Annotated in this window: 16 protein-coding genes; 10 read left to right on the forward strand and 6 right to left on the reverse strand. The window is 47.0% G+C overall.

Features of this window, described 5'->3' with window-relative positions; translation table 11 throughout:
- Nucleotides 1–175 precede the first annotated feature (175 nt).
- From AOA63_RS13180 to AOA63_RS13205, 6 genes are all read left to right on the forward strand, one after another.
- Nucleotides 176–1258: a DUF3048 domain-containing protein gene (locus tag AOA63_RS13180; protein WP_139061603.1), complete on the forward strand. Its 1083-nt coding sequence runs from the start codon at nucleotides 176–178 to the stop codon at nucleotides 1256–1258.
- Nucleotides 1259–1401: 143 nt separating this feature from the next.
- A complete protein-coding gene (locus tag AOA63_RS13185; protein ID WP_053960137.1) occupies nucleotides 1402–2805 on the forward strand; it encodes a sugar transferase in 1404 nt (467 codons plus the stop codon).
- A gap of 123 nt (nucleotides 2806–2928) precedes the next feature.
- Nucleotides 2929–3405, forward strand: coding sequence for a hypothetical protein (locus AOA63_RS13190; RefSeq protein WP_053960138.1), 477 nt, complete (start codon nucleotides 2929–2931; stop codon nucleotides 3403–3405).
- A 102-nt stretch (nucleotides 3406–3507) separates the two neighbouring features.
- Nucleotides 3508–5070: a S53 family peptidase gene (locus AOA63_RS13195; protein ID WP_242848335.1), complete on the forward strand. Its 1563-nt coding sequence runs from the start codon at nucleotides 3508–3510 to the stop codon at nucleotides 5068–5070.
- A 72-nt stretch (nucleotides 5071–5142) separates the two neighbouring features.
- On the forward strand, nucleotides 5143–5484 hold the full coding sequence (locus AOA63_RS13200) for an ArsR/SmtB family transcription factor (RefSeq protein WP_082343964.1): 342 nt from the start codon (nucleotides 5143–5145) through the stop codon (nucleotides 5482–5484).
- A gap of 38 nt (nucleotides 5485–5522) precedes the next feature.
- Nucleotides 5523–6815, forward strand: coding sequence for an arsenic transporter (locus AOA63_RS13205; protein WP_053960140.1), 1293 nt, complete (start codon nucleotides 5523–5525; stop codon nucleotides 6813–6815).
- A gap of 106 nt (nucleotides 6816–6921) precedes the next feature.
- Here AOA63_RS13205 and AOA63_RS13210 read toward each other — a convergent pair whose 3' ends face one another.
- The 6 genes from AOA63_RS13210 to sor form a co-directional block, all read right to left on the reverse strand.
- The gene (locus AOA63_RS13210) at nucleotides 6922–7875 is read right to left on the reverse strand and encodes an NAD-dependent epimerase/dehydratase family protein (RefSeq protein ID WP_053960141.1); all 954 of its coding nucleotides are present in this window, start codon (nucleotides 7873–7875) and stop codon (nucleotides 6922–6924) included.
- 49 nt (nucleotides 7876–7924) lie between these two features.
- Nucleotides 7925–9301, reverse strand: a complete 1377-nt coding sequence (locus tag AOA63_RS13215) for a UDP-glucose dehydrogenase family protein (protein WP_053960142.1) — start codon at nucleotides 9299–9301, stop codon at nucleotides 7925–7927.
- A 13-nt stretch (nucleotides 9302–9314) separates the two neighbouring features.
- Nucleotides 9315–10460 (reverse strand): glycosyltransferase family 4 protein, encoded by a 1146-nt coding sequence (locus AOA63_RS13220; RefSeq protein ID WP_053960143.1) that lies wholly within the window; start codon nucleotides 10458–10460, stop codon nucleotides 9315–9317.
- Between the two features lie 56 nt (nucleotides 10461–10516).
- On the reverse strand, nucleotides 10517–12346 hold the full coding sequence (locus AOA63_RS13225; RefSeq protein ID WP_053960144.1) for a M61 family metallopeptidase: 1830 nt from the start codon (nucleotides 12344–12346) through the stop codon (nucleotides 10517–10519).
- Between the two features lie 153 nt (nucleotides 12347–12499).
- Nucleotides 12500–13654: an aminotransferase class I/II-fold pyridoxal phosphate-dependent enzyme gene (locus AOA63_RS13230; protein WP_053960145.1), complete on the reverse strand. Its 1155-nt coding sequence runs from the start codon at nucleotides 13652–13654 to the stop codon at nucleotides 12500–12502.
- Nucleotides 13655–13824: 170 nt separating this feature from the next.
- Entirely contained in the window at nucleotides 13825–14745 is a 921-nt protein-coding gene (gene sor, locus AOA63_RS13235) for a sulfur oxygenase/reductase (protein ID WP_020375642.1), read from the reverse strand.
- A gap of 281 nt (nucleotides 14746–15026) precedes the next feature.
- Between sor and AOA63_RS13245 the strand changes: the two genes are divergently transcribed.
- From AOA63_RS13245 to AOA63_RS13260, 4 genes are all read left to right on the forward strand, one after another.
- Nucleotides 15027–16412 carry a DUF2079 domain-containing protein gene (locus AOA63_RS13245; protein ID WP_053960147.1) on the forward strand — a complete coding sequence of 462 codons (1386 nt, stop codon included), beginning with the start codon at nucleotides 15027–15029 and terminating at the stop codon, nucleotides 16410–16412.
- A 117-nt stretch (nucleotides 16413–16529) separates the two neighbouring features.
- On the forward strand, nucleotides 16530–17390 hold the full coding sequence (locus AOA63_RS13250; protein WP_242848336.1) for an ABC transporter permease: 861 nt from the start codon (nucleotides 16530–16532) through the stop codon (nucleotides 17388–17390).
- Entirely contained in the window at nucleotides 17391–18599 is a 1209-nt protein-coding gene (locus AOA63_RS13255) for an ABC transporter ATP-binding protein (protein WP_053960148.1), read from the forward strand. It begins immediately after the preceding gene.
- On the forward strand, nucleotides 18599–19690 hold the full coding sequence (locus AOA63_RS13260) for a glycosyltransferase family 4 protein (protein WP_053960149.1): 1092 nt from the start codon (nucleotides 18599–18601) through the stop codon (nucleotides 19688–19690). Before AOA63_RS13255 ends, AOA63_RS13260 begins: the two co-directional genes overlap by 1 nt.
- The last annotated feature ends 28 nt before the right edge of the window (nucleotides 19691–19718 follow it).

The following is a 19718-nucleotide window of genomic DNA, read 5'->3' on the forward strand; positions in this document are numbered from 1 at the left end:
GACTTAACCCCCTAAAATAGACATAAACCTTGCGTTATTTCCCCATTCCGTTTTAGTGTAACATGAGAGGTTTTTTGAATATGGCAGAAAACTATAATCAAATCGATTTCAAGCCCATGAATAATTGGGTGATATTACCGGCATCAACCATATATGCTGATAGGAGATTAATTGAATGATGCATTTTAAAAGCAAACATGTTGTGATTTTGGGATCCGCTTTAATCCTTGCAGGCTGTGGAACCACTGCCAAGACTCCGTCTCATTCTCATAATTCTCCTCCTTCCCAAGGTGGCTCGGTTTCCCCGTCTCAAGCCTCGTTAAAAAATCTTGATCCGTTAACAGGCTTGCCATCTGCCCATCATGGTCCGTTATTAGCGGTAATGGTAGAAAATAGTGAATATGGGCGCCCGCAATATGGTCTTCGCTCCGCGGATGTGGTTTATGAAGCTTATACCGAATTCTTTTATTATTCCCGGTTTATGCTTTTGTTTTATGGAAAAGAACCGCCTCAAGTCGGTCCGGTAAGATCTGCCAGGCCGTATTTCGTCAGTTGGGTTCATGGATGGCCCGGGGCGGCTTATGTGCATGCGGGGGCGTCCGATCCAGGATATGTGAGCATTAACCAAGATCACATTCACAATTTGGACGTTGATGCGAATGCCTATGGACTCGCTTACCGGGTTAGCTACCGGCCGGCTCCCCATAATTTATTTGTGAGTATTCCTAAAGCAGCCCAGATGGCACAAGCATCTTGGGGAAATCCGAGGATTACTCCTCATTGGCAATTTGGTTCCAGACCGGGAAAAACGCCACCCCGCTATCAAACGATTACGTTGACATGGAATACCCATAATACGATTGAACAATGGCGTTGGGATGAACAACAAAGAGGATGGACCCGGTGGGTAATGTGTCCGGAATGTCCGGATAACCAATATGTGCAGGTAATGGGCGAAAATAGTCATAAACCTGTTTTGGCATCGAATATCATCATTCAATATACCCAAGAAGAGTATTTACCTGATCCGGCTCATACGGGATGGATTCAAATTCAAACCCATGGTCAGGGCAAAGCTCTTCTGATTTTAGGCAATCATATTTATCAGGGAACATGGCGTAATCAAGGACCTGGGATGCCCACAAAATTTTATTTAAATAATGGGGAACCGGCCAAATTTGCTCCCGGTCAAACCTGGATCGAAGTCGTGCCCAATAGCCAATCGGCATCTAATCCTTTTCAATTGCAATTGCAATAATGCGATCAATGATGAGATCGATGGTAAAATTTGAAGAATTCACCCCTGTATGAGCTATGCCTTTAGGTCATCGTCATGAATTTTTATCATTCATGACAGCTACTGGGCTGATATAATGAGGATATTGAAACTGGGGTGATAGGGTGTTCAAACACTGGACCAATAGATGGGATGAGTTGGCGGTTTTAGTCGATACCGGCGTTGCCTATTTAGCCTATCTCATTGCGGTGCATGTGTATTTAACGTGGATTAATCCTCATGTGACGACGGTGCAATTAGTCACTTTTTATTTTTCCTTTTCGCCGGTTTTGTTAGCATTAAATTGGCTGGTGCTTAAATTTAACTTCAAGGGATACTCAAGACGATGGAATCAGCTTCCCGCCGAAGCGAGGATGCTCGTGTTGTCCAACCTGGAGAGTACCTTAGCATTGGCCCTATTAATTTTCTTTGTCAAAGCGACATGGTTTTCCCGCCTCATTTTCGTGCTGCTTCCGGCGATTTCTTTAATCTTGCAGTTAACGGTGCACACTTTGACCAAAGTGGGCGTGAACCGGTTTCGGTTGGGAGGCATAGATGTTAGGCGCCTTATTGTGATGGGTTATCCTAAGCGAGTGAAAATTTTTGCCCGGACGGTTGATGCTGTCCCGGAAGCCGGCATGAAAGTCATTGACCGTTTGGAAATCCCCTTGGGATCTGTTGAAAAGGGCCAGCAGGGAATTGATAAGCTCCGGCAATTACTACATTCTACAGTAGTGGATACGGTTGTCTTAGCGTTGCCCATGGCCGATGACGTGATGATGAGTGCTATTCGCATGGCCCATCAGCAAGGTAAAGAAGTGCGGTTAGTGTTAGACGAAGTGGGAGCGTTCGCCTACAAATCTGTGCTCTATGATTTTTACGGGAATTCCGTTTTAGTGGTCAATTCCAGCCGTGGTCAACAATCCGCCCGTCAAGCCATCAAGCGGATAATGGATGTTATCTTCTCGTTTTTGGGACTCATTATCACATTGCCGATTATGGCACTGGTAGCCTTGTTAATCAAATGGGACAGTCCTGATGGCCCCGTATTTTTTGTTCAACAACGCGTGGGCCTCAATGGGCGCTTATTTCCCTGTTTCAAATTTCGGACCATGGTTCCCAATGCTGAAAGCCTTAAAGAGGAAATTGCCCATTTGAATGTGATGAGTGGTCCCGTGTTTAAGGTTCCAGATGATCCTCGTGTCACCCGTATCGGCAAATTTTTACGTAAAACGAGTCTTGATGAGCTTCCCCAATTACTCAATGTTTTATTAGGACATATGAGCTTAGTGGGACCGAGACCGGCTCTTCCTTCAGAAGTCGAACGTTACGGTGCGGATTACCGTAAACGCTTATCGGTCCGTCCGGGTATTACATGTTTATGGCAAATTTCAGGGCGAAACGAGATCGATTTTGAGCAATGGATGCAGTTGGATATGGAATATATCGACTCATGGTCCCTCTTGTTAGACTTTAAAATTCTCTTGAAAACTATTCCCGCTGTTCTTCAACAAAAAGGTGCTCACTAGGCGGATATAAGCGAATAGGGGAGGATAGCATAAGCTATTCTCCCCTATTCGACTTTGCATCTGAAGTCTGCCTATCTTATGATGGATGAAAGTTTTTCCAAAGGATTATAAGGGAGGCCCGACATGCCGGAATTAGAGCCCCAACTCTTGCATGTGATTGGAGATGCACCCGAAGGACCCTGGAGCGTTTTTTCATTGCCTACGGGAGATTATACAGCCATGGTCTCGGTGATTATCCCGCGCTCACTGTGGCTCGAATTGAGTCAGCGCGATCCCTTTTCTTCTGATTTGTCACTTATTGAACGAATCGGACGCATGGCAATTTTGCACCGCTTACAACATTCAGAGTCTCTAGAGACTATTGTCGTGGACCCTAGTGATATTCAAGAATTATGGCAGGATGCTGAAGAACCCTGGTATATGACCTTACGGCGATGTGGACAGTGTCAGCAGATGGTCCCTCATGGGGAAGTTCTTGAGGCCTTAGCCAATGCTTTGCCACCTAATTCGCGGGGACAAATCACCGTGGAAGTGCTCTGTCCATCCTGTATGGTGCAAACATCCCATGTTCTTAATCCGTGGGGAGTGATTACGCGGTAAAGTTTTTAACGGTCTTGCGCAAAGAAGAGCGCGCCTCTAAGCGAAATGAAGGCGGGAGCAGTTCACGAGAAAGGTGAGTGGAATACGATGCAGGGGAAGCTCGTGAAGGCCATAGGACATTTGTTGCCGGAGGAAATCCTTCAGAATTATCCGCATATGGCCCATAAGGAGCGGATTATCGAGTGGGCATGTGTCTTCCAATCGCGTCACGAAACGGATCTTGAAAGACGATTAGCCTCGGATTCTGGCGTGTTAACACGTGAGGAAGTCCTCCAACTTTATGGACCAGATCCCCAGCTTATTGACCGGGCCTGCCAATGGCTAAGTCGCCATGGGGTAACCCTGTTGAAACAAGATGGCTTTATCTTGTGGTTGCGGGGGAGTTTGAGACAGATTGAAGAGACGTTGAACATGCGGTTCGGAGAACAAGATGGCCAGTTTATGCCACTGAGTGAGCCCTTTGTGCCCGAGTGGTTGGCTCCATATCTTGTCGGATTTGTGGGCTTGGAAAACGTGTCCCGGTTATATCCCCGGTTTCGATTCCCGACGCGCCCCGAACAATTGGCCAATAATGCGCAAGGCTTCTTTCCCCTTGATATTCAAACAGCTTACGCGTTTCCCGCTTCGCTTAATGGTTCGGGGATTACGATTGGCCTTCTCGAATTTTCCAATGGCTTTAATCCCCAAGATGTGATGACCTTCTGGAACCAATTTGGTATTGCTTGCCCGAATGTGCAATTTGTATCGGTTGATGGCACCCCGAATGATCTAGGGGTGAATGCCTACGATTTGGAAGCGACACTAGACATTGAATGGGCGGGGGCCATGGCTCCTGGCGCGAACTTGGTGGTTTATGAAGCAAACGCGGGCTCGTCAGATACCTCTTTTGCTTTATCCGTACTCAAGGCGTTGCAATATGCCTATAACGATATGGTCAATTGTCCTGATATTTTATCGATTAGTTATGGGGATGGAGAAACACGGTTTCCCGTGTCTACTATGCAAGCATGGGATGTGGTGGCCCGAAATGCCGCCTTGATTGGCATGACGATCTTCGTGGCTTCTGGGGATCAGGGCGCTTACGGTCTACATGGACCCGGACGAAAAATTTGCCATGTGGATGCGCCGGCGAACTGTCCGCATATGCTGTCGGTCGGCGGTACGCATTTGCTCTTAAATAGCCAGGGGCAGATTGTGGAAGAAACGGGTTGGACGGATGTGAATAATAACGGCGCATCGGGTGGGGGCATCAGTCAGGTGTTCGCGGTGCCAACCTATCAAGAGGGTATGAACCTGCCGGTGAAAGCGGGTTATCACCCGGGACGCGGGGTTCCCGATGTGGCGTTGAATGCCGATCCGGATACAGGCTACGCCGTCTTTTTTCAAGGGATGTGGACTGTTGTGGGAGGAACATCCGTGTCTTCCCCCATTTGGGCGGCTATAACCGCGCTGATTAATCAAAATCGGGCCTTGCAGGGGAAATCTCTTATCGGGTATATGAATCCCCGTCTTTATGCATTGGATCATGCCTCGACCTTTCATGATATTACCGTGGGGAATAATTCTTATGATGGGGTGAGAGGTTATGATTGCACCCCGGGATGGGATGCTGTGACGGGATGGGGAAGTCCTATCGTGGCCTCCGTGGTCAACAGCTTGTCTTAACAGGCAAGCTTTTTTTATGATCTTAAACATAATAATATAATTATTAATGTATCAGGGAGGGGAGCAGGCCAAATGACCACGGAAGAGGTCAGTATCTTATTTAAAGCGTTGAGTGATCAGACCCGATTGCGCATGGTCACCTTACTTTCCCGCCGGGAGTATTGCAACTGTGAGTTTGTGGCAATTTTCGGGATTTCACAACCGGCTATTTCTCGCCATATTGCCCGTCTCAAAGAGGCACGTTTAATCCATGAAAGGCGGCAGGGACAATGGATATATTACTCCTTGAATCCGGCTACGTGGGAGAGTCTTCCTTCCTTTGCGCAAATTCTTGAGGACTTGGGGAGACATGATTCTGTCATTCTCAGAACCTTAGAACAAGCGCCGGGATGTCCTGTGCCAGAGCATGAGTGACATGAACATTATTGCAAGATGAGTACAAAGGGGACTGTGTGTTGCTGGCGATTATCTTATTTGTTATCGTTCTGGTTTTAGTGATTGTTCAGCCAAAAGGGCTGTCCATAGGCTTTAGTGCAGCGGGTGGCGCGGTTATCGCTTTATTACTCCGACTTGTGTCCCTAGCCAATGTGATTGAAGTGGTGGATATTGTCTGGGATGCCACCTTAACGTTTGTAGCGCTCATCCTCATTTCGATGGTTTTGGATCGAATTGGTTTTTTCGAATGGGCGGCGCTGAGTATGAGTCGCCTCGCCAAAGATAGTGGGTATAAATTGTTTGTATGGATAGGACTATTGGGCGCGGTCGTGGCGATGTTTTTCGCCAATGACGGGGCTGCCCTCATTTTGACCCCATTGGTTTATGAACAAACGCGCATTTTAAAATTGTCCCCCAAAGCGACGTTGGCGTTAATCATGACCAGCGGTTTTATTGCTGATACCACCTCGGTTCCGCTTGTGATTTCCAATTTAGTCAATATTGTGTCTGCTGACTATTTCCATCTCGGTTTCTTATCTTACATGGTACACATGCTTCCTGTCGATCTTGTCGCCCTCAGTGCGAGTTTAACGGCGTTATTCATCTATTACCGCCAGCAACTTCCCGTAAACATTGACACGAGTGCCTTACCTGACCCCAAAAGCCGGATCAAAGATTTTCGGGTATTTCGCCTGGCGTGGATTATTCTTCCCCTGTTACTCCTAGGATATTTTCTTAGCCAGTTTCTTCATTGGCCGGTCTCAATTTTTACGATGGCGGCAGCGGCCGCGTTATTAGTGGGGGCTGCCCGAAGCCCTTATATTTCATCGCTTCAGCTTGTTAAAGAGGCTCCATGGAAAATTGTCGTCTTTTCCATTGGCATGTACATTGTGGTTTTTGGATTGAGAAATCAAGGGCTGACAGCGATTTTGGGTCACCAATTTAACGGGCTCAGTGCGCAAGGCACCTTAACAGCCGCCGTGGGCACAGGATTTATTGCGGCCGTTCTTTCATCGGTTATGAATAATATGCCGACGGTTTTAATTGATGCTTTAGCGATCCACCATGCCCATCTTTCTGCGTCCATGACGCATTTAATGGCCTATGCTAATGTTATTGGCTCGGATTTGGGTCCGAAACTCACACCCATTGGGTCTTTGGCGACGCTGTTATGGCTTCACGTCTTAGAGCAGCGCCAGGTTCGGATTAGCTATCTTTATTACATGAAAGTCGGTTTTGTCCTCACGATTCCCGTGCTGTTGACGACTTTAGCTGCATTAGCGATTTGGACCAGCGTGATTGGGGCTTAACATGATAGTGTGATTTTGGGCTCTAGCATACGAGAAAAAACAAGAAAGAGCTCTTGGGCCGATGCGATCCAAGAGCTCGTAGAGAATGCTTAACCTTTGATGGGGATTATTGGCCTAACTGTTCTTTGAAATAGGCAAAGGTTTTTTCGAGTCCCTCTTCCAAAGAAACTTTAGGAGACCAACCTAAATACTTTTTGGCCTTGTCAATATTCGGGCAGCGATTTGTGGGATCATCGGCCGGCAATGGGCGAAATTCCGTGTAGAGAGGAACTCCTGCTACCTTGGCGACTGCTTGAGCAAAGTTTAAGATGGTTCGTTCTTCTGGATTACCAATATTAAACACTTCACCAGACAAACCGTCGCGGATGATGGCTTGATAAATCCCTTCCACTTCGTCAGAAACATAGCAAAAACTGCGTGTTTGTTGCCCATCGCCATAGACCGTTAAAGGCTTGCCTTCTAAGGCTTGACGCACAAAATTAGGTACGACGCGACCATCTTCTGATTGCATGCGTGGTCCATAACAGTTAAAAAATCGTAAAATCCGCAGGTCAAGCCCAAATTGGCGATGATATTCCATGGCGATGGCTTCACCATAGCGCTTGCCTTCATCATAACAGGCACGTTCACCGTTGGGATTGACATGGCCCCAGTAGGTCTCACTTTGGGGTGACACTTGGGGATCGCCATAGACTTCCGAGGTCGATCCCAGAATAAAACGGGCTTGAAATTTTCGGGCGAGTTTCAACGCGTTTTCCGTACCAATGGAATTGACGCGTAATGTTTCTAAAGCGAGGCGGCGGTAATGAATGGGAGATGCGGCAGAAGCCAAATGGACAACAACGTCTGCTTGGTCAATACCCAAGACATCATCAGGGGGATATTCTGTGATATCCCATGTTAGGCGCCTGATTTGATCATCACGATGATGCTTCAAATTATCCCATGTTCCGGTGGCCAGGTTGTCAATGGCCACCACAAAATAGTCGTTTGCCACCAATTTGTCCACTAAATGACTGCCCATAAATCCTGCAGCACCGGTCACAATAGCCGTTTTCATCGATTTTCGTCCCTTTCTTTATCCCAACGTTGCTCAGTTTGTGATAGGCTTAGCGGCCGATTCCCCGGTAACGGATCCCGAGCCGGCTAGCTTCCTCCGGATCAAAGATGTTACGACCATCAATGATTACGGGGAAATCTAGACGGCTAATAATCTCAGTTAGAGAGATTTGGCGAAAGATGTCCCATTCCGTCATGACTAAAAGCGCATGCGCTCCGTCTACCGCGGCTAAGGCACTCGAGGCATATCGAATGTCCCAGTGCGGATATTGCCTGCGCATATTGTCCATCGCTACGGGGTCATAAACAATGACCCGGGCATTTAAATGCAGCAATTCTTGAATCACGCTGAGCGCAGGCGCATCACGCAAATCATCGGTTCCTGGTTTAAAGGCTAAACCCCACAGAGCTATCCGCCGACCTTTAAGCGTTTTTAATTCTTCTTGGAGGCGTTTAATAACTCCCTTGCGCTGTTGAGTATTGACGTGTTGGGTGGATTCGAGTAACGCGGGTTCGTATCCATATTCTTTAGCCGTATAAATCAAGGCGGCCAGATCTTTGCCAAAACAACTTCCGCCCCAACCAATGCCTGCATTGAGAAATTTGGGGCCAATGCGTGTATCGAGTCCAATGCCTTGCATGACCGTGTTAATGTCAGCACCCACGCGCTCACAAATATTTGCCATTTCATTCGCAAATGATATCTTGGTCGATAAAAAGGCGTTGGCCGCATATTTAATCATCTCGGCGGATAGCCGATCGGTGGTGATTAATGGAATTCTTTGGATTCCCACGGGTCTTGGAACATCTTGGGGCGGTTCAAACGTTTGGTCTAAAATGGGCTGATAAAGATCTGTGAGACGTTCCAAAGCCCAAGCATGATCAGCTCCGAGAACGATTCGATCGGGATAGAGAGTATCATGAATGGCCGTGCCTTCTCGAAGAAACTCCGGATTGGAGGCGACCGTGAAGACGCCATCCGCAATGGGATGGCCCCATTTTTGGGCAAACCCATCATCGATCCACATTTCGACCAAATTGGCTGAGCCGATGGGAACCGTCGCCTTATTCACAATCACGTACGTGCGATTTTCGCCTAAGTGCTGACCAATCGTCATAGCAGCTTGGTGAACATAGTCCAAATTTGGAGCTCCATCTGGTAGGGGAGGAGTTCCTACTGCGATAAAGATAATATCAGCATTTTGAACCGCTGAGGATGGGTCCATACTGGCTTCAAGCGTTTGGGATTGTCTCACGCGTTGTAATAAATTTTCCAGTCCATATTCAAAAATAGGAGGCTGTGCCTGGTTGATCATAGCGACTTTGGACGGGTCAACGTCAATCAAGGTCACATGATGCCCTAACTGTGCCAATACTGCGCCCGTCACTAAGCCAACATACCCAGCTCCAAATACGACAACATTCATAGATGTTCCATCCCTATCCATTGTCATTTGTCGATCGCTCTGACATCAAATGATGATAAACTTTCAAGGTCTCTTGCGCGATCACATCTTGGGAATAATGGTGAAGGACACGCTGGCGCCCTTCCCGCCCTAAGGCGAACCGCAACCCCGCATTATCATACAGCGACTCTAACGCTTTGAATAGGGCTGTGGGAGACCCTTCGGGAACGACAAGTCCCGCTTGGCCAATCACCTGGGGAATTTCTCCGCTACTTGAACCAATCACGGCAACTTCTGAGGCCATGGCTTCGGTTAAAACACGGCCAAATTGTTCTTTCCAGCGGGACGTGGTACGCGAGGGAAGCACTAACACATCGAGTATATTCATGATTTCGGGCATTTTTTGTGTGCTGACCCAGGGGATAATTTGCAGTTGTGACGTTAATTGCACCGATTCGGCGCGTTTTTGTATGATTTCAGCCCAGGGCCCGGATCCCACCAATAATAAAACGGCTTCCGGATGCTGAGATAATAAAGGGACAGAGGCCTGCCATAAATCATCAAGGCCTTTTTCTTCAATCAGCCGGCCCACATACCCGATGACAAATCGACCGGACATATTCCAATCTTTCTTGATTTCCCGTTTATCTAACGGCTGATATAATGTCACATCCGTGCCAAATTGGGGGACAACCCAAATCTGCTTCTGAAATCCTTTTTGGCGCAAGACATCCTTGGCTTCTTGATTGCCTGCCATCGCAGCCAAGGATTGGCGAAAGACCTCTTGCTCCATGGCCGAGAAAGGCCATGGATAGTGTTTGTAAATGTTTTGCCAGGTAAAAAAAAGCGAAGGAATTTTAAGCCGTGTCGCAATCCGTGTGGCCTGATACGTCACGGTGCTATAGTGCTCCTCATCGATATGTAATAAGTCAGGACGGTAACGCCGGATAATGGCACCTAATTCCGGGTAGAAATGAAAATGATTGCGGCCGTTTAAGCGAATGGGTGTGAGAAACAAGGGATATGTATAATCTTGTTCTCGTGGTTCAAAATCCAGCGATCCCCATTTGGGAGGCACAACCAACCCGACCTCTACAGTGGGGTCGAGTTGGTTCATATATTCGACTTTGGTTCGGTAACTCTGAGAAACGCAGGCCTTAGATATCATGAGGACACGCATGGGGATGACCCTCCTATATAAACCGGTGCCTTGTGATGTCGTTTCCCGAATCGTCATCAAGATGACGATTCGGAATCTGAGGTGTCATGTTCTTCATCAAAATTCCATGAGGTGTGAAGCCAGGATTCAAAAATCGTTTGTTGAAGCGGCGTGGGATCTTTAACCGGGGCAATGGTCACTTTGTCAAAGGGTTTAGGGGCTAAGACAATAGAAACGGTTTGCAATTGCCCTTGACGGAAGAATGCGACCGTAACCGTGTCACCCACCTGATGATCATATTCGAGCCGGTGAGTGAGGTCCTCCGGTTTGTGCAACTGGTATCCATTGAGCGCCACAATCTCGTCGCCCGCATTGAGCAATGTCGCTGCAGGTCCACTGGTATAACTTTGACTAATGACAATGCGGTGGCCATCGACAATTTTGGTGTCAATGCCGAGCCATGGCAAAGGAATCTGCGTCGTTTTATTGGGGGAGATGTCCTCATCATCTTGTGAAGGTTTAGTGTATTGGCGCTGTATGTCCAGTCCGGCTACCCGTAAGGCTTCGTCGATGGGAATGGATTCCGTCCCATAAATATACTTGTCAAAAAACTCCTGAAAAGAACTTTGGGCGACTTCTTCGACCGTATCTTGATAGACCGACTCCGGAAATCCCATGTTTTTAGCGCCGTAGCGTTCATAAAGTTTGCGCAAAACATCATCTAACGACGCCTGATTTTGGGTCCGTTTGCGGATTTCGAGGTCTAAGCATGTTCCCACTAAATCCCCTTTGAGATAATAGGAAATCGTACGGTTAATGGAATCTTCATCCGGTTTGTAGAGTTTGATCCAGGTATCAAAACTCGATTCGGCTAGCGACTGGACGAATCGGCCAGGACGTTTCTCATAATCCGCCAGTTTTTTGCCTAAACTATGCAGGTAGTCTTTGACGGAGTAGAGCTCAGCCCGCCGTAAGGTTAAATAGGCATAATAATCAGTGAATCCTTCCATAGCCCAGAGCAAATGCGTATAAACCTCTTTGTTATAGTCAAAAGGTCCCAGCATGTCAGGATGAATGCGTTTCACATTCCAGAGATGGAAAAATTCGTGGGACAAAAGTCCCAATACCCGTTTGTAATTCTTCCAAGGGCGAAACATAAAGCGTTCGACTCCACAGGTCGTCGAATTGAGGTGTTCGAGTCCGCCCGTAGATTTATCAGACAAATGCAGGATAAAAGTATAGTGATTATATGGTAAAGATCCGAATATTTGGCGCTGGGACAATACAATTTTTTCGACATCACGGGTTAGTTGCGCGAGATCTTCATTCCCGTGGCCATATACGGCGAGCGTATGTTTTTTGTTATCGACTTCAAAGGTTGTGATACTCTGTGTGCCGACTTCAAACGGACTATCAATGAGAATATCGTAATTTTCCGCCTTAAATTGGGCGATACCACTATGATCCTCATCAAGACCGGTAGAAATCTTCCATAATGGGGGTTTCTCCAAACTGAGGTAATAGGGAATCTCTTTATAATCATCGATTAAAAGAAAGAGCTGAGCGCCATTGAAATAAGCGTGACTTTGATCCAGGTGAGAAGTCGATACACCGAATTCAAAAGCATAGATCCGGTACTCAATATGTATACTAGCCTCCGTCGTGGTTTCAAAAAGCCAGCGATTTTTGGCGGCGTGGATCACTTCTAAGGATTCCTGTCCGGCTTTAACCGATAAATCAAAAAGGTGACGGGAAAAATCTTCGATTTTATACGCCCCGGGTGTCCATACTGGCAAGGACAGTTCATGGCGTCCTTGGGGCAATTGGTCAATATCAAGCGTCACATGGTAAACATGGCTGCCCGGCTCGAGAAAGCTGACCGTAAAATAACAAATAGGTTGTTGCACGAAAATCCCCCTTACATCCTACAATTTTTCTCGGTTGCATGTTGTGTTGCCACGATTTAGTTTTGGCATGACACGACAGATTCCGTAAAATATCCCACAAGCTTCGGCTTTTTGAGCGTCAAACCTATGTTAGCATATCCATTTGCTAGCGAGTTAGCGCGCTTTGTCCATGAATACGGCGAGGCGCTTTGCCGCTTCTTTAAGGCGATTTTCACTTTCCGTTAAAGAAATACGGATATACCCCTCGCCGCCCTCACCAAACCCGATACCTGGAGCGACAATCACCTGAAGGGATTCCGCCAAGTCTTTTGCAAAGTCTAAGGAAGAAGGAAAGGTCTGCGGTAAAGCCATCCATTGAAAAATAGATCCTTGCGTTGCGGGGGGACGGTAAGAGGGTGGTAAGGCTTCGAGAAACGCATCGCGCCGTCTTTGGTATAAACTTCTTAGTGCACCCACAAATTCCTCGGAATCTGTGAGCGCTGTGATGGCGGCTTCTTGGATGGCCCCATATTGACTGCAATGGAGATGATCTTGCAGGGTTTCCAAATACTGAATGATCTCGGCATGACCGGCGGCAAAGCCTAAACGAAATCCGGCCATATTAAATGACTTGGAAATCGTCGTAAATTCAATGCCCACAGCTTTGCCCCCGGGACGGGCCAAAAGACTTTCCGATCGCCTGCCATCAAAGACGATGTCGCCATAGGCTAAGTCATGGGCCAAAATGGTTCCTGTATCCATGGCTTTGGTAATGACTGCATCAAACAATTCTCTAGAAGCCAGTTTACCTGTCGGATTGTTGGGATAATTTAAGAACGCTAAACGGATATCGGCCGTCAAGAGATCCGGATCGGGATAACCTGTTTGGGGATGAAGCGGCCATTTTTTCATTTTGGCTCCGGCAAGTTGAATTCCTGACCAGTAATCGGGGTAGCCGGGATCAGGGACGAGAGCATGGTCGCCCGGATTTAACAAGGCCAAAGAAATTTCTTGTAGACCAATTTTGCTTCCGATTAAGATAGCAATTTCCTTTTCCGCATCGAGATCAACACCGTAATGCACGTGGTAGTAGTGTGCTACGGTTTGTTTTAAGGCGGGAAGGCCTTTAAAAGAAATATAGCGGTGGTAAGTGGGATTCTCTGCCGCTTGTTGCAATTTTTTAATCACGAAATCCGGAGCCGGCTGATCAGGGTTGCCTTGTCCTAAATTAATCACGTCATAACCGGCTTGTTTGAGTTGTTCAGCACGGGAAATGAGTTGAGCAAAAAATTGTGTGGGCAGGCGCTTAAGACGCTGTGCGGGTTCCATGAAAGAGAACACTCCTTATAATATTGGGATGATATTCGGATCTCGATGAAAAGAATTCGGTCGAGAGGGATTTTGTTACTCATTATACGGAAAATCTAAAAAGAGCGGAAAAAAGACTTCCCGAAACGGGAAGTCTTTTAAATAATTTTTTAATAGGATAAGAGGAATAATTACTCGTTGAGATATTCCCGCCATGATGTGTCTTCCATCATCGGGCTCCATAATGTCACGTAAGGTCCCTGTACCAAGGTGGCTAATGCCTTGTCGTGCTGGGCACGGTAACGGCCGTTGATGACCACACGGGAAATACCAAACATCGCCGAGTTTAAGTCCATCCATTCCATGTGAACAAGGTACTTGGTTGGGGTCTTCTTGGCTTCGATGAGTTTGAAATTGCCTTCTTTATTCTTGGGGGGATTGTCTCCCAACGTTTGCAACGCCTGGTGAATCCCTTCGGGTTGCAGTTGGAAGCTTCCAATGGCGGATGCACCGATTTGCTTTAAGACCATGTAACCTAAGAAACCAGGAGCCTTCTGGAACATCTTCATCAAATCAGTAATGGCGGTTTCAAATTCTTGTTCGCGGCCGGGAATGATGTAGTGATCCGATCCCGCAATCACGCGCTGACCGTACGGCATGGCTACAGGAGCCGGTTGCTGTCCGGCCATGAAGGCTGCTCCGAGCTTCGAAGGAACGTCAGTCATCGCAATGACTTCCGGCAAATCGGAACTGACGATTTCATACACATCTTCCCAAGGTCCCTCAACAACCATGCCTAAGCAGCTGGAGCAGAGACGGAAAATACTGTCGAATTGTTGGTAGTGCATTTCTTCATGGTCTTCCCAGCGCTTCCACATGGTGTACTGGCGAATACCAATGGGGTTTAATTCTTCATGCATGTCCATTTTGGCGCCGCCGTAACGACCGCCCATGGGGAACACACCGATTTGGACGTGGTTCTGGAATCCAACGAATCCGGGGTGATTCGCGGTAACCATACAAACTTTTGGTCCAACTTGTTGAAAAGCTTGAAAACTAGATTCAGCATTAACCACTTTAGCATCATTAATTGCGATATATGGACGAGGCATCTTCGTATACCCTCCTTAAATATGACTCTGCTTTGGGCACAGAGTACGAAATGATGGCAATTTTTTGTTCCCGGGTCGTTTTAATTTGTCTTTTGGTCGCGTGACCATTGACCTCGGTCAATTCGTATTGTACACCTTTGATTTCGAAATGGATCAACTTGTTTCAAAAAAAATCGAAAGCAGTTTAAAAAAGAACCAGTCCTTGCTCCTCAGACTGACCTATGCCAGAATCGACACAATGGAACACCATTTATGATGAAGATTCTCGAAAGAGGCCGAATATGACGGAAAGTGTGTGGATAAAACCTGAAGTGGAGAATCGTGACGCCCAATATTTCAGCGTCACGCTATATAGTCGTATTTTCGCTTACGTGGCAATTGTCCTGTCTGCGCAGATTTTTCGGTGGAGCTTATATGTCGCACATGGGTTTGACCTGGGATTTTACCAGCAAGCTTTGGCGGCATGGGTTCATGAAGGACTTCGTGCTGCGTCGACTTATTTTCCGGGACCCGTATTAGCACACAATGACGCCTGGTTGATGATTCTTCTCGCGTATCCCGCTACCTGGCTCGGTACGGGTTTTCTGTTTTTTATAGAAACCCTGGGTTTGGCACTAGGATATATTCCCTTGGCAAAACTGGCCAAGATATGGGGCTTATCCCCAAAAACCTTGACCGTAATAGGGGGATTATATCTTCTCAATCCCTTATTGATTGCCGGTAATCTTTATGATTTTCATATGAGTCTCTTGGCTATTCCCGTATTATTGTGGGCTTTTGTCTTGGCTCAACAATCCCGGTTAACAGCGTTTACCGTGACTCTTTTTCTATTCACGGGATTTGGAATCCACGGGACATTGACTATGGCTTTATTCATCATGGTTTTATTGTTGCAAAAAGACCGGCGGTTTGCTTTTCTGACGTTTGTTATGCTCGTCGTGTGGTTTCTCGTATTGCACATGGGATTTCACCTACCCTGGGCTCGTTGGCTTTTGCCAGGGGTTTATCCGCTAACCCTTCATCTCTCGTTTCGGACGGTGCTTTATAGCATTTGGGTATTAGCGCCCTTTTTGTTTGTAGGGATGCTGATTGTTCGGCAAAAGGTATTTTACTTGAGTCCTTATTGGATTGTGGCCCTGATCGCCTTAAGTGTTCATCTGTTCTCAAGCAATTTGGCCCAAACCTCACCATTTGACCAAGACTCTGCTTGGTTGGTACCGTTTTTATTGTGGGCCGTGATGGACACGTTAAGACATTGTTCTTGGGTTGCCAGGTCAAAAAAAGCACACGGATTGATCAATGCGGTGCTTTTGGGCATGCTCGCATTAATGGCTTTAGATTTTTATCATTCGGCTTGGCGCGTCAGGCCTGAAAATACGCAGGCACTGACCAGTGCTATTGCTCATGTTTCCCTCCGCCATGAAATTTATGCGCAAAATAATGTGCTACCCCATTTGGGCATGACCCCTTATGCAGTGCCCTTAAGTCGTCTTAATCCCTCGCACCTGACTGATGGGGTGCAGGTGATTTGGGATACCCAGTTTAGGGATCAAACCACGTCATCACAGGTCTACGCATTTTTGCGTACCCTATCTCACTCCCAAAAGGCCAGCATTGTGTTTCAAGATTCTGGCGTCATCGTGTTAAAAATTTCTTCGCGACATTAATCGCCATGGGCCCAAGGCGTACGCCTGTTGGCATTTTAGCCATAGATGTCTAAAATGAGCGAAGGATATCTTGTGCCGGCGACCGGATTTTAGGGTGGAATAAGGAGCGAAAAAAGCGTGTCAAAGCCTGTCCGTGTGGAAGAATCATCACAAGAGAGTGCGTCTTCGCCCTCTATGTCATTATGGAAAAACCAGTGGCAAAAGCGGTTGCATCAAATCGGATTATGGGCCGAGTTAACGCGCAATTTGGCCGTACGAGATGTGGAAACCCGTTACAAACATTCCATGTTGGGGTTATATTGGGCTATTATTAACCCTTTAGTCACGGCGGCGATTTTTGGGTTTGTCTTTGGGGTAATTTTTCATGCTTCGAGCAAGCCGATTCCCTATGTGGTTTTTATGTTGACGGGAATCACATTTTGGAACTTTTTTGCTAATGGCGTGATGTCGGCGGTTGGCAGCATTTCCGGTAATGCCGCTTTACTGGCGAAGATTTATTTTCCTCGTATTGTCTTGCCGACGGCATCAGTGTTGGCGCGCTTTATTGATTTTTTGTTTTCATTACTTGTGCTCATTGTCTTTATCTTCATCTATCACACCCCGATTTATTGGACGAGCTTATGGATTCCCGTTATTTTAGTGCTGCAGATATTTTTTACGCTTGGGATTGGCTACTTAGTGGCGGCCTTAAATGTGCTCTACCGTGATGTCAACCAGCTTATGGGTCTTATTCTTTTGGTTTGGATGTATTTTTCTCCCGTCATGTATCCGGTGACCAATTTGAAACCGAGCCTCCGCAGTATTTTATTAATGAACCCCATGGGCAGTCTTTTACAAATGGAACGCGATGTGATTTTTACCGGTCATTTGCAATATCCCATTTTCGCTTGGGTAGCTCTGGCCTGGACGGTCTTTGTGTTTTTGGCCGGGATTAGTCTTTTCAGACGAATCGAACCGCTATTTGCTGAGGTGATGTAGGTGGCGACCATTGTTGTGGATCATGTCTGGAAACAATTTATGCTGCGCCGGGACCGGGCCGATAGTGTGGGGCAACTTTTGACCCGTATGATTCCCAAGCGCCGCAAAAAGGCACCGGCAGAACCTTTCTGGGCTTTAAAAGATATCTCGTTGAACATGCCTGCAGGGACCTCATTTGGTATTGTGGGCAACAACGGTTCGGGGAAAAGCACATTATTAAAAATTTTGACACGCACGATGAGTCCGACGCGCGGTCACATTCATATTGAAGGCCGGGTTTCGGCCCTGGTGGAGTTGGGTGCTGGTTTTCATCCCGACTTTACTGGTCGGGAAAATGTCTACTTGAACGCGTCGATTTTAGGTATCAGCCGCCGGGCTATTGAAAAAAAGATGGACGATATTATTGATTTTGCGGAAATTCGACCGTTTATTGATACCCCGGTCAAGTATTATTCATCCGGAATGCATGCCCGTTTGGGATTTGCCGTAGCGACCAGCGTTGAGCCCGAAATTCTTATTGTGGACGAGGTTCTTGCAGTCGGTGATGAAGCTTTCCAACAAAAATGTATGGACCGTATTTTTCATATGAAACGGGAAGGCACGAGTATTTTGTTGGTGTCTCATGATCTCTCATCCATTGAACGGCTTATGGATCAAGCCATTTGGATTAATAAGGGTGTCATGCAAAAATCCGGTCTTCCTCGCGACGTGGTCTTAGCATATCGTCAAAGCGTGTTGGATCAAAATCCACCAAATCCTGTAGAGGAATTCTCCTCCTCTGAAGCAAGACGGGATACTGAAGGCCCTTTGCAGTTGCAACAGGCTTTTGTACGCAGTCGGGACAAAATTATTGATACCTTGTTATCGGGGGACTCCTTAAATGTTGTTGTCGTCATGGAAAATCATGGGGACCAGGCGTTTAGGGGACATTTGAGCTTGGCCTTAAGACGGCCGGATGGGCTTGAAATTGCCAGTTTCTCGACGTTACTGGACGGGACACCAGTGCTCTTCCCACAAGGAACGGTGCGGGTATCGTTGAATATGCCGGAATTGTACTTAACGGCGGGCCAATATGAAATGAGCGTGACTTTATATGATGATAATGGTCGCCGGTTGAAAGAATGGCCGGGAGCCATTTCCTTGGCTGTACAATCGATGGCAAGAAGCCCAGGACTTTTGGTGCTTCCCCACACGTGGCAGGTGGAATAGTGACAAAGCCTGTTATTGGTATAGATGCCCGTTACGGAATGCACAGTCCCCGCCGAGGTATTGGGGAATATATCTACCAATTGCTTCGCCATTTAGCGGATATTCCCAGATCCTATGATCTTCTCCTGTATGCTGATGAACGAGCAGATAGGGAGATCATCAAACAATTTCGCTCGGCATTTCCTATAGAGATTTTGAAGGCTCCCAATTTCTTTTGGTGGGAACAATTTGCTATGCCGCATGCGGCGCGTTCTTTGTCACTCATTCACGGGACGGCCAACATCGGCCCGTTACGCACTAGACAACCTTTAGTCCTGACGGTTCATGACGTCATTGAATGGCACCGGGGCAAGGATTTCGGAGGTCAAATTCCCTTACGCCATCATTTGAGCCGGTTATACCGGATGAATGCCCTCAAGTATTTAGTGCACAAAAGCGCGCTGATCTTTACGGTGTCTCATCATGCGGCATTAGACATTGCGTCGACGTTACACGTTCCCATCGATCAGATCATTGTGACGCCCTTGGCCCCTAAATATCAAGCTGACAAGGTCAAATGGCCCAAAAAGCCCTTTGTCTTAGTGTTGGGAGCCATGGACCCCAGAAAAAATCTGGCCTTGGTGATGAAAACGGCGGCTTTGTTAGTTAGCCGTGGGGTGTCCTTTAAAGTCGTGGGAATTGAATCCCGTCACTTATCCCGGGTAATGCAGGATGCTTTGGTCCCGGAGAATGTGGAATTATGCACAATGATTGATGACGTTGCCTTAGCGGATTTATATGCTGAAGCCAGCTGTTTTGTTTATCCTAGCCTTTACGAGGGGTTTGGTCTACCGATTTTGGAGGCGATGTCCTTGGGCTGTCCGGTGATTACTGGAACCAATAGTTCATTGCCTGAAATCGGGGGTGATGCGGCTTTCTATGTTGATCCACTCGATCCCTCTCACTTGGCCGATGCAATATGGCAGGTCATCACCCATCCGGATCAACAAAAAGATTTGGCGGAACGGGGACAACAGCGTGCGGGACGGTTTGACTGGAATAAGACGGCTTCACTGACTGATGAAGGATATCGGCGTGTTCTAGGGATTTAGGGTAATGGAAAGCGATTAGGCAATGGAG

Origin of the sequence: Sulfobacillus thermosulfidooxidans, assembly GCF_001280565.1 — a bacterium.
Taxonomy (GTDB): Bacteria; Bacillota; Sulfobacillia; order Sulfobacillales; family Sulfobacillaceae; genus Sulfobacillus; species Sulfobacillus thermosulfidooxidans_A.

Excerpts from the sequence above, each read along its gene's own strand:
- AOA63_RS13215 (WP_053960142.1), bottom strand. The coding sequence starts at position 9,301 with ATGAATGTTGTCGTATTTGGAGCTGGGTATGTTGGCTTAGTGACGGGC.
- AOA63_RS13220 (WP_053960143.1), bottom strand. The coding sequence starts at position 10,460 with ATGCGTGTCCTCATGATATCTAAGGCCTGCGTTTCTCAGAGTTACCGA.
- sor (WP_020375642.1), bottom strand. The coding sequence starts at position 14,745 with ATGCCTCGTCCATATATCGCAATTAATGATGCTAAAGTGGTTAATGCT.
- AOA63_RS13190 (WP_053960138.1), top strand. The coding sequence starts at position 2,929 with ATGCCGGAATTAGAGCCCCAACTCTTGCATGTGATTGGAGATGCACCC.
- AOA63_RS13230 (WP_053960145.1), bottom strand. The coding sequence starts at position 13,654 with ATGGAACCCGCACAGCGTCTTAAGCGCCTGCCCACACAATTTTTTGCT.
- AOA63_RS13245 (WP_053960147.1), top strand. The coding sequence starts at position 15,027 with ATGACGGAAAGTGTGTGGATAAAACCTGAAGTGGAGAATCGTGACGCC.
- AOA63_RS13210 (WP_053960141.1), bottom strand. The coding sequence starts at position 7,875 with ATGAAAACGGCTATTGTGACCGGTGCTGCAGGATTTATGGGCAGTCAT.
- AOA63_RS13180 (WP_139061603.1), top strand. The coding sequence starts at position 176 with ATGATGCATTTTAAAAGCAAACATGTTGTGATTTTGGGATCCGCTTTA.
- AOA63_RS13200 (WP_082343964.1), top strand. The coding sequence starts at position 5,143 with ATGACCACGGAAGAGGTCAGTATCTTATTTAAAGCGTTGAGTGATCAG.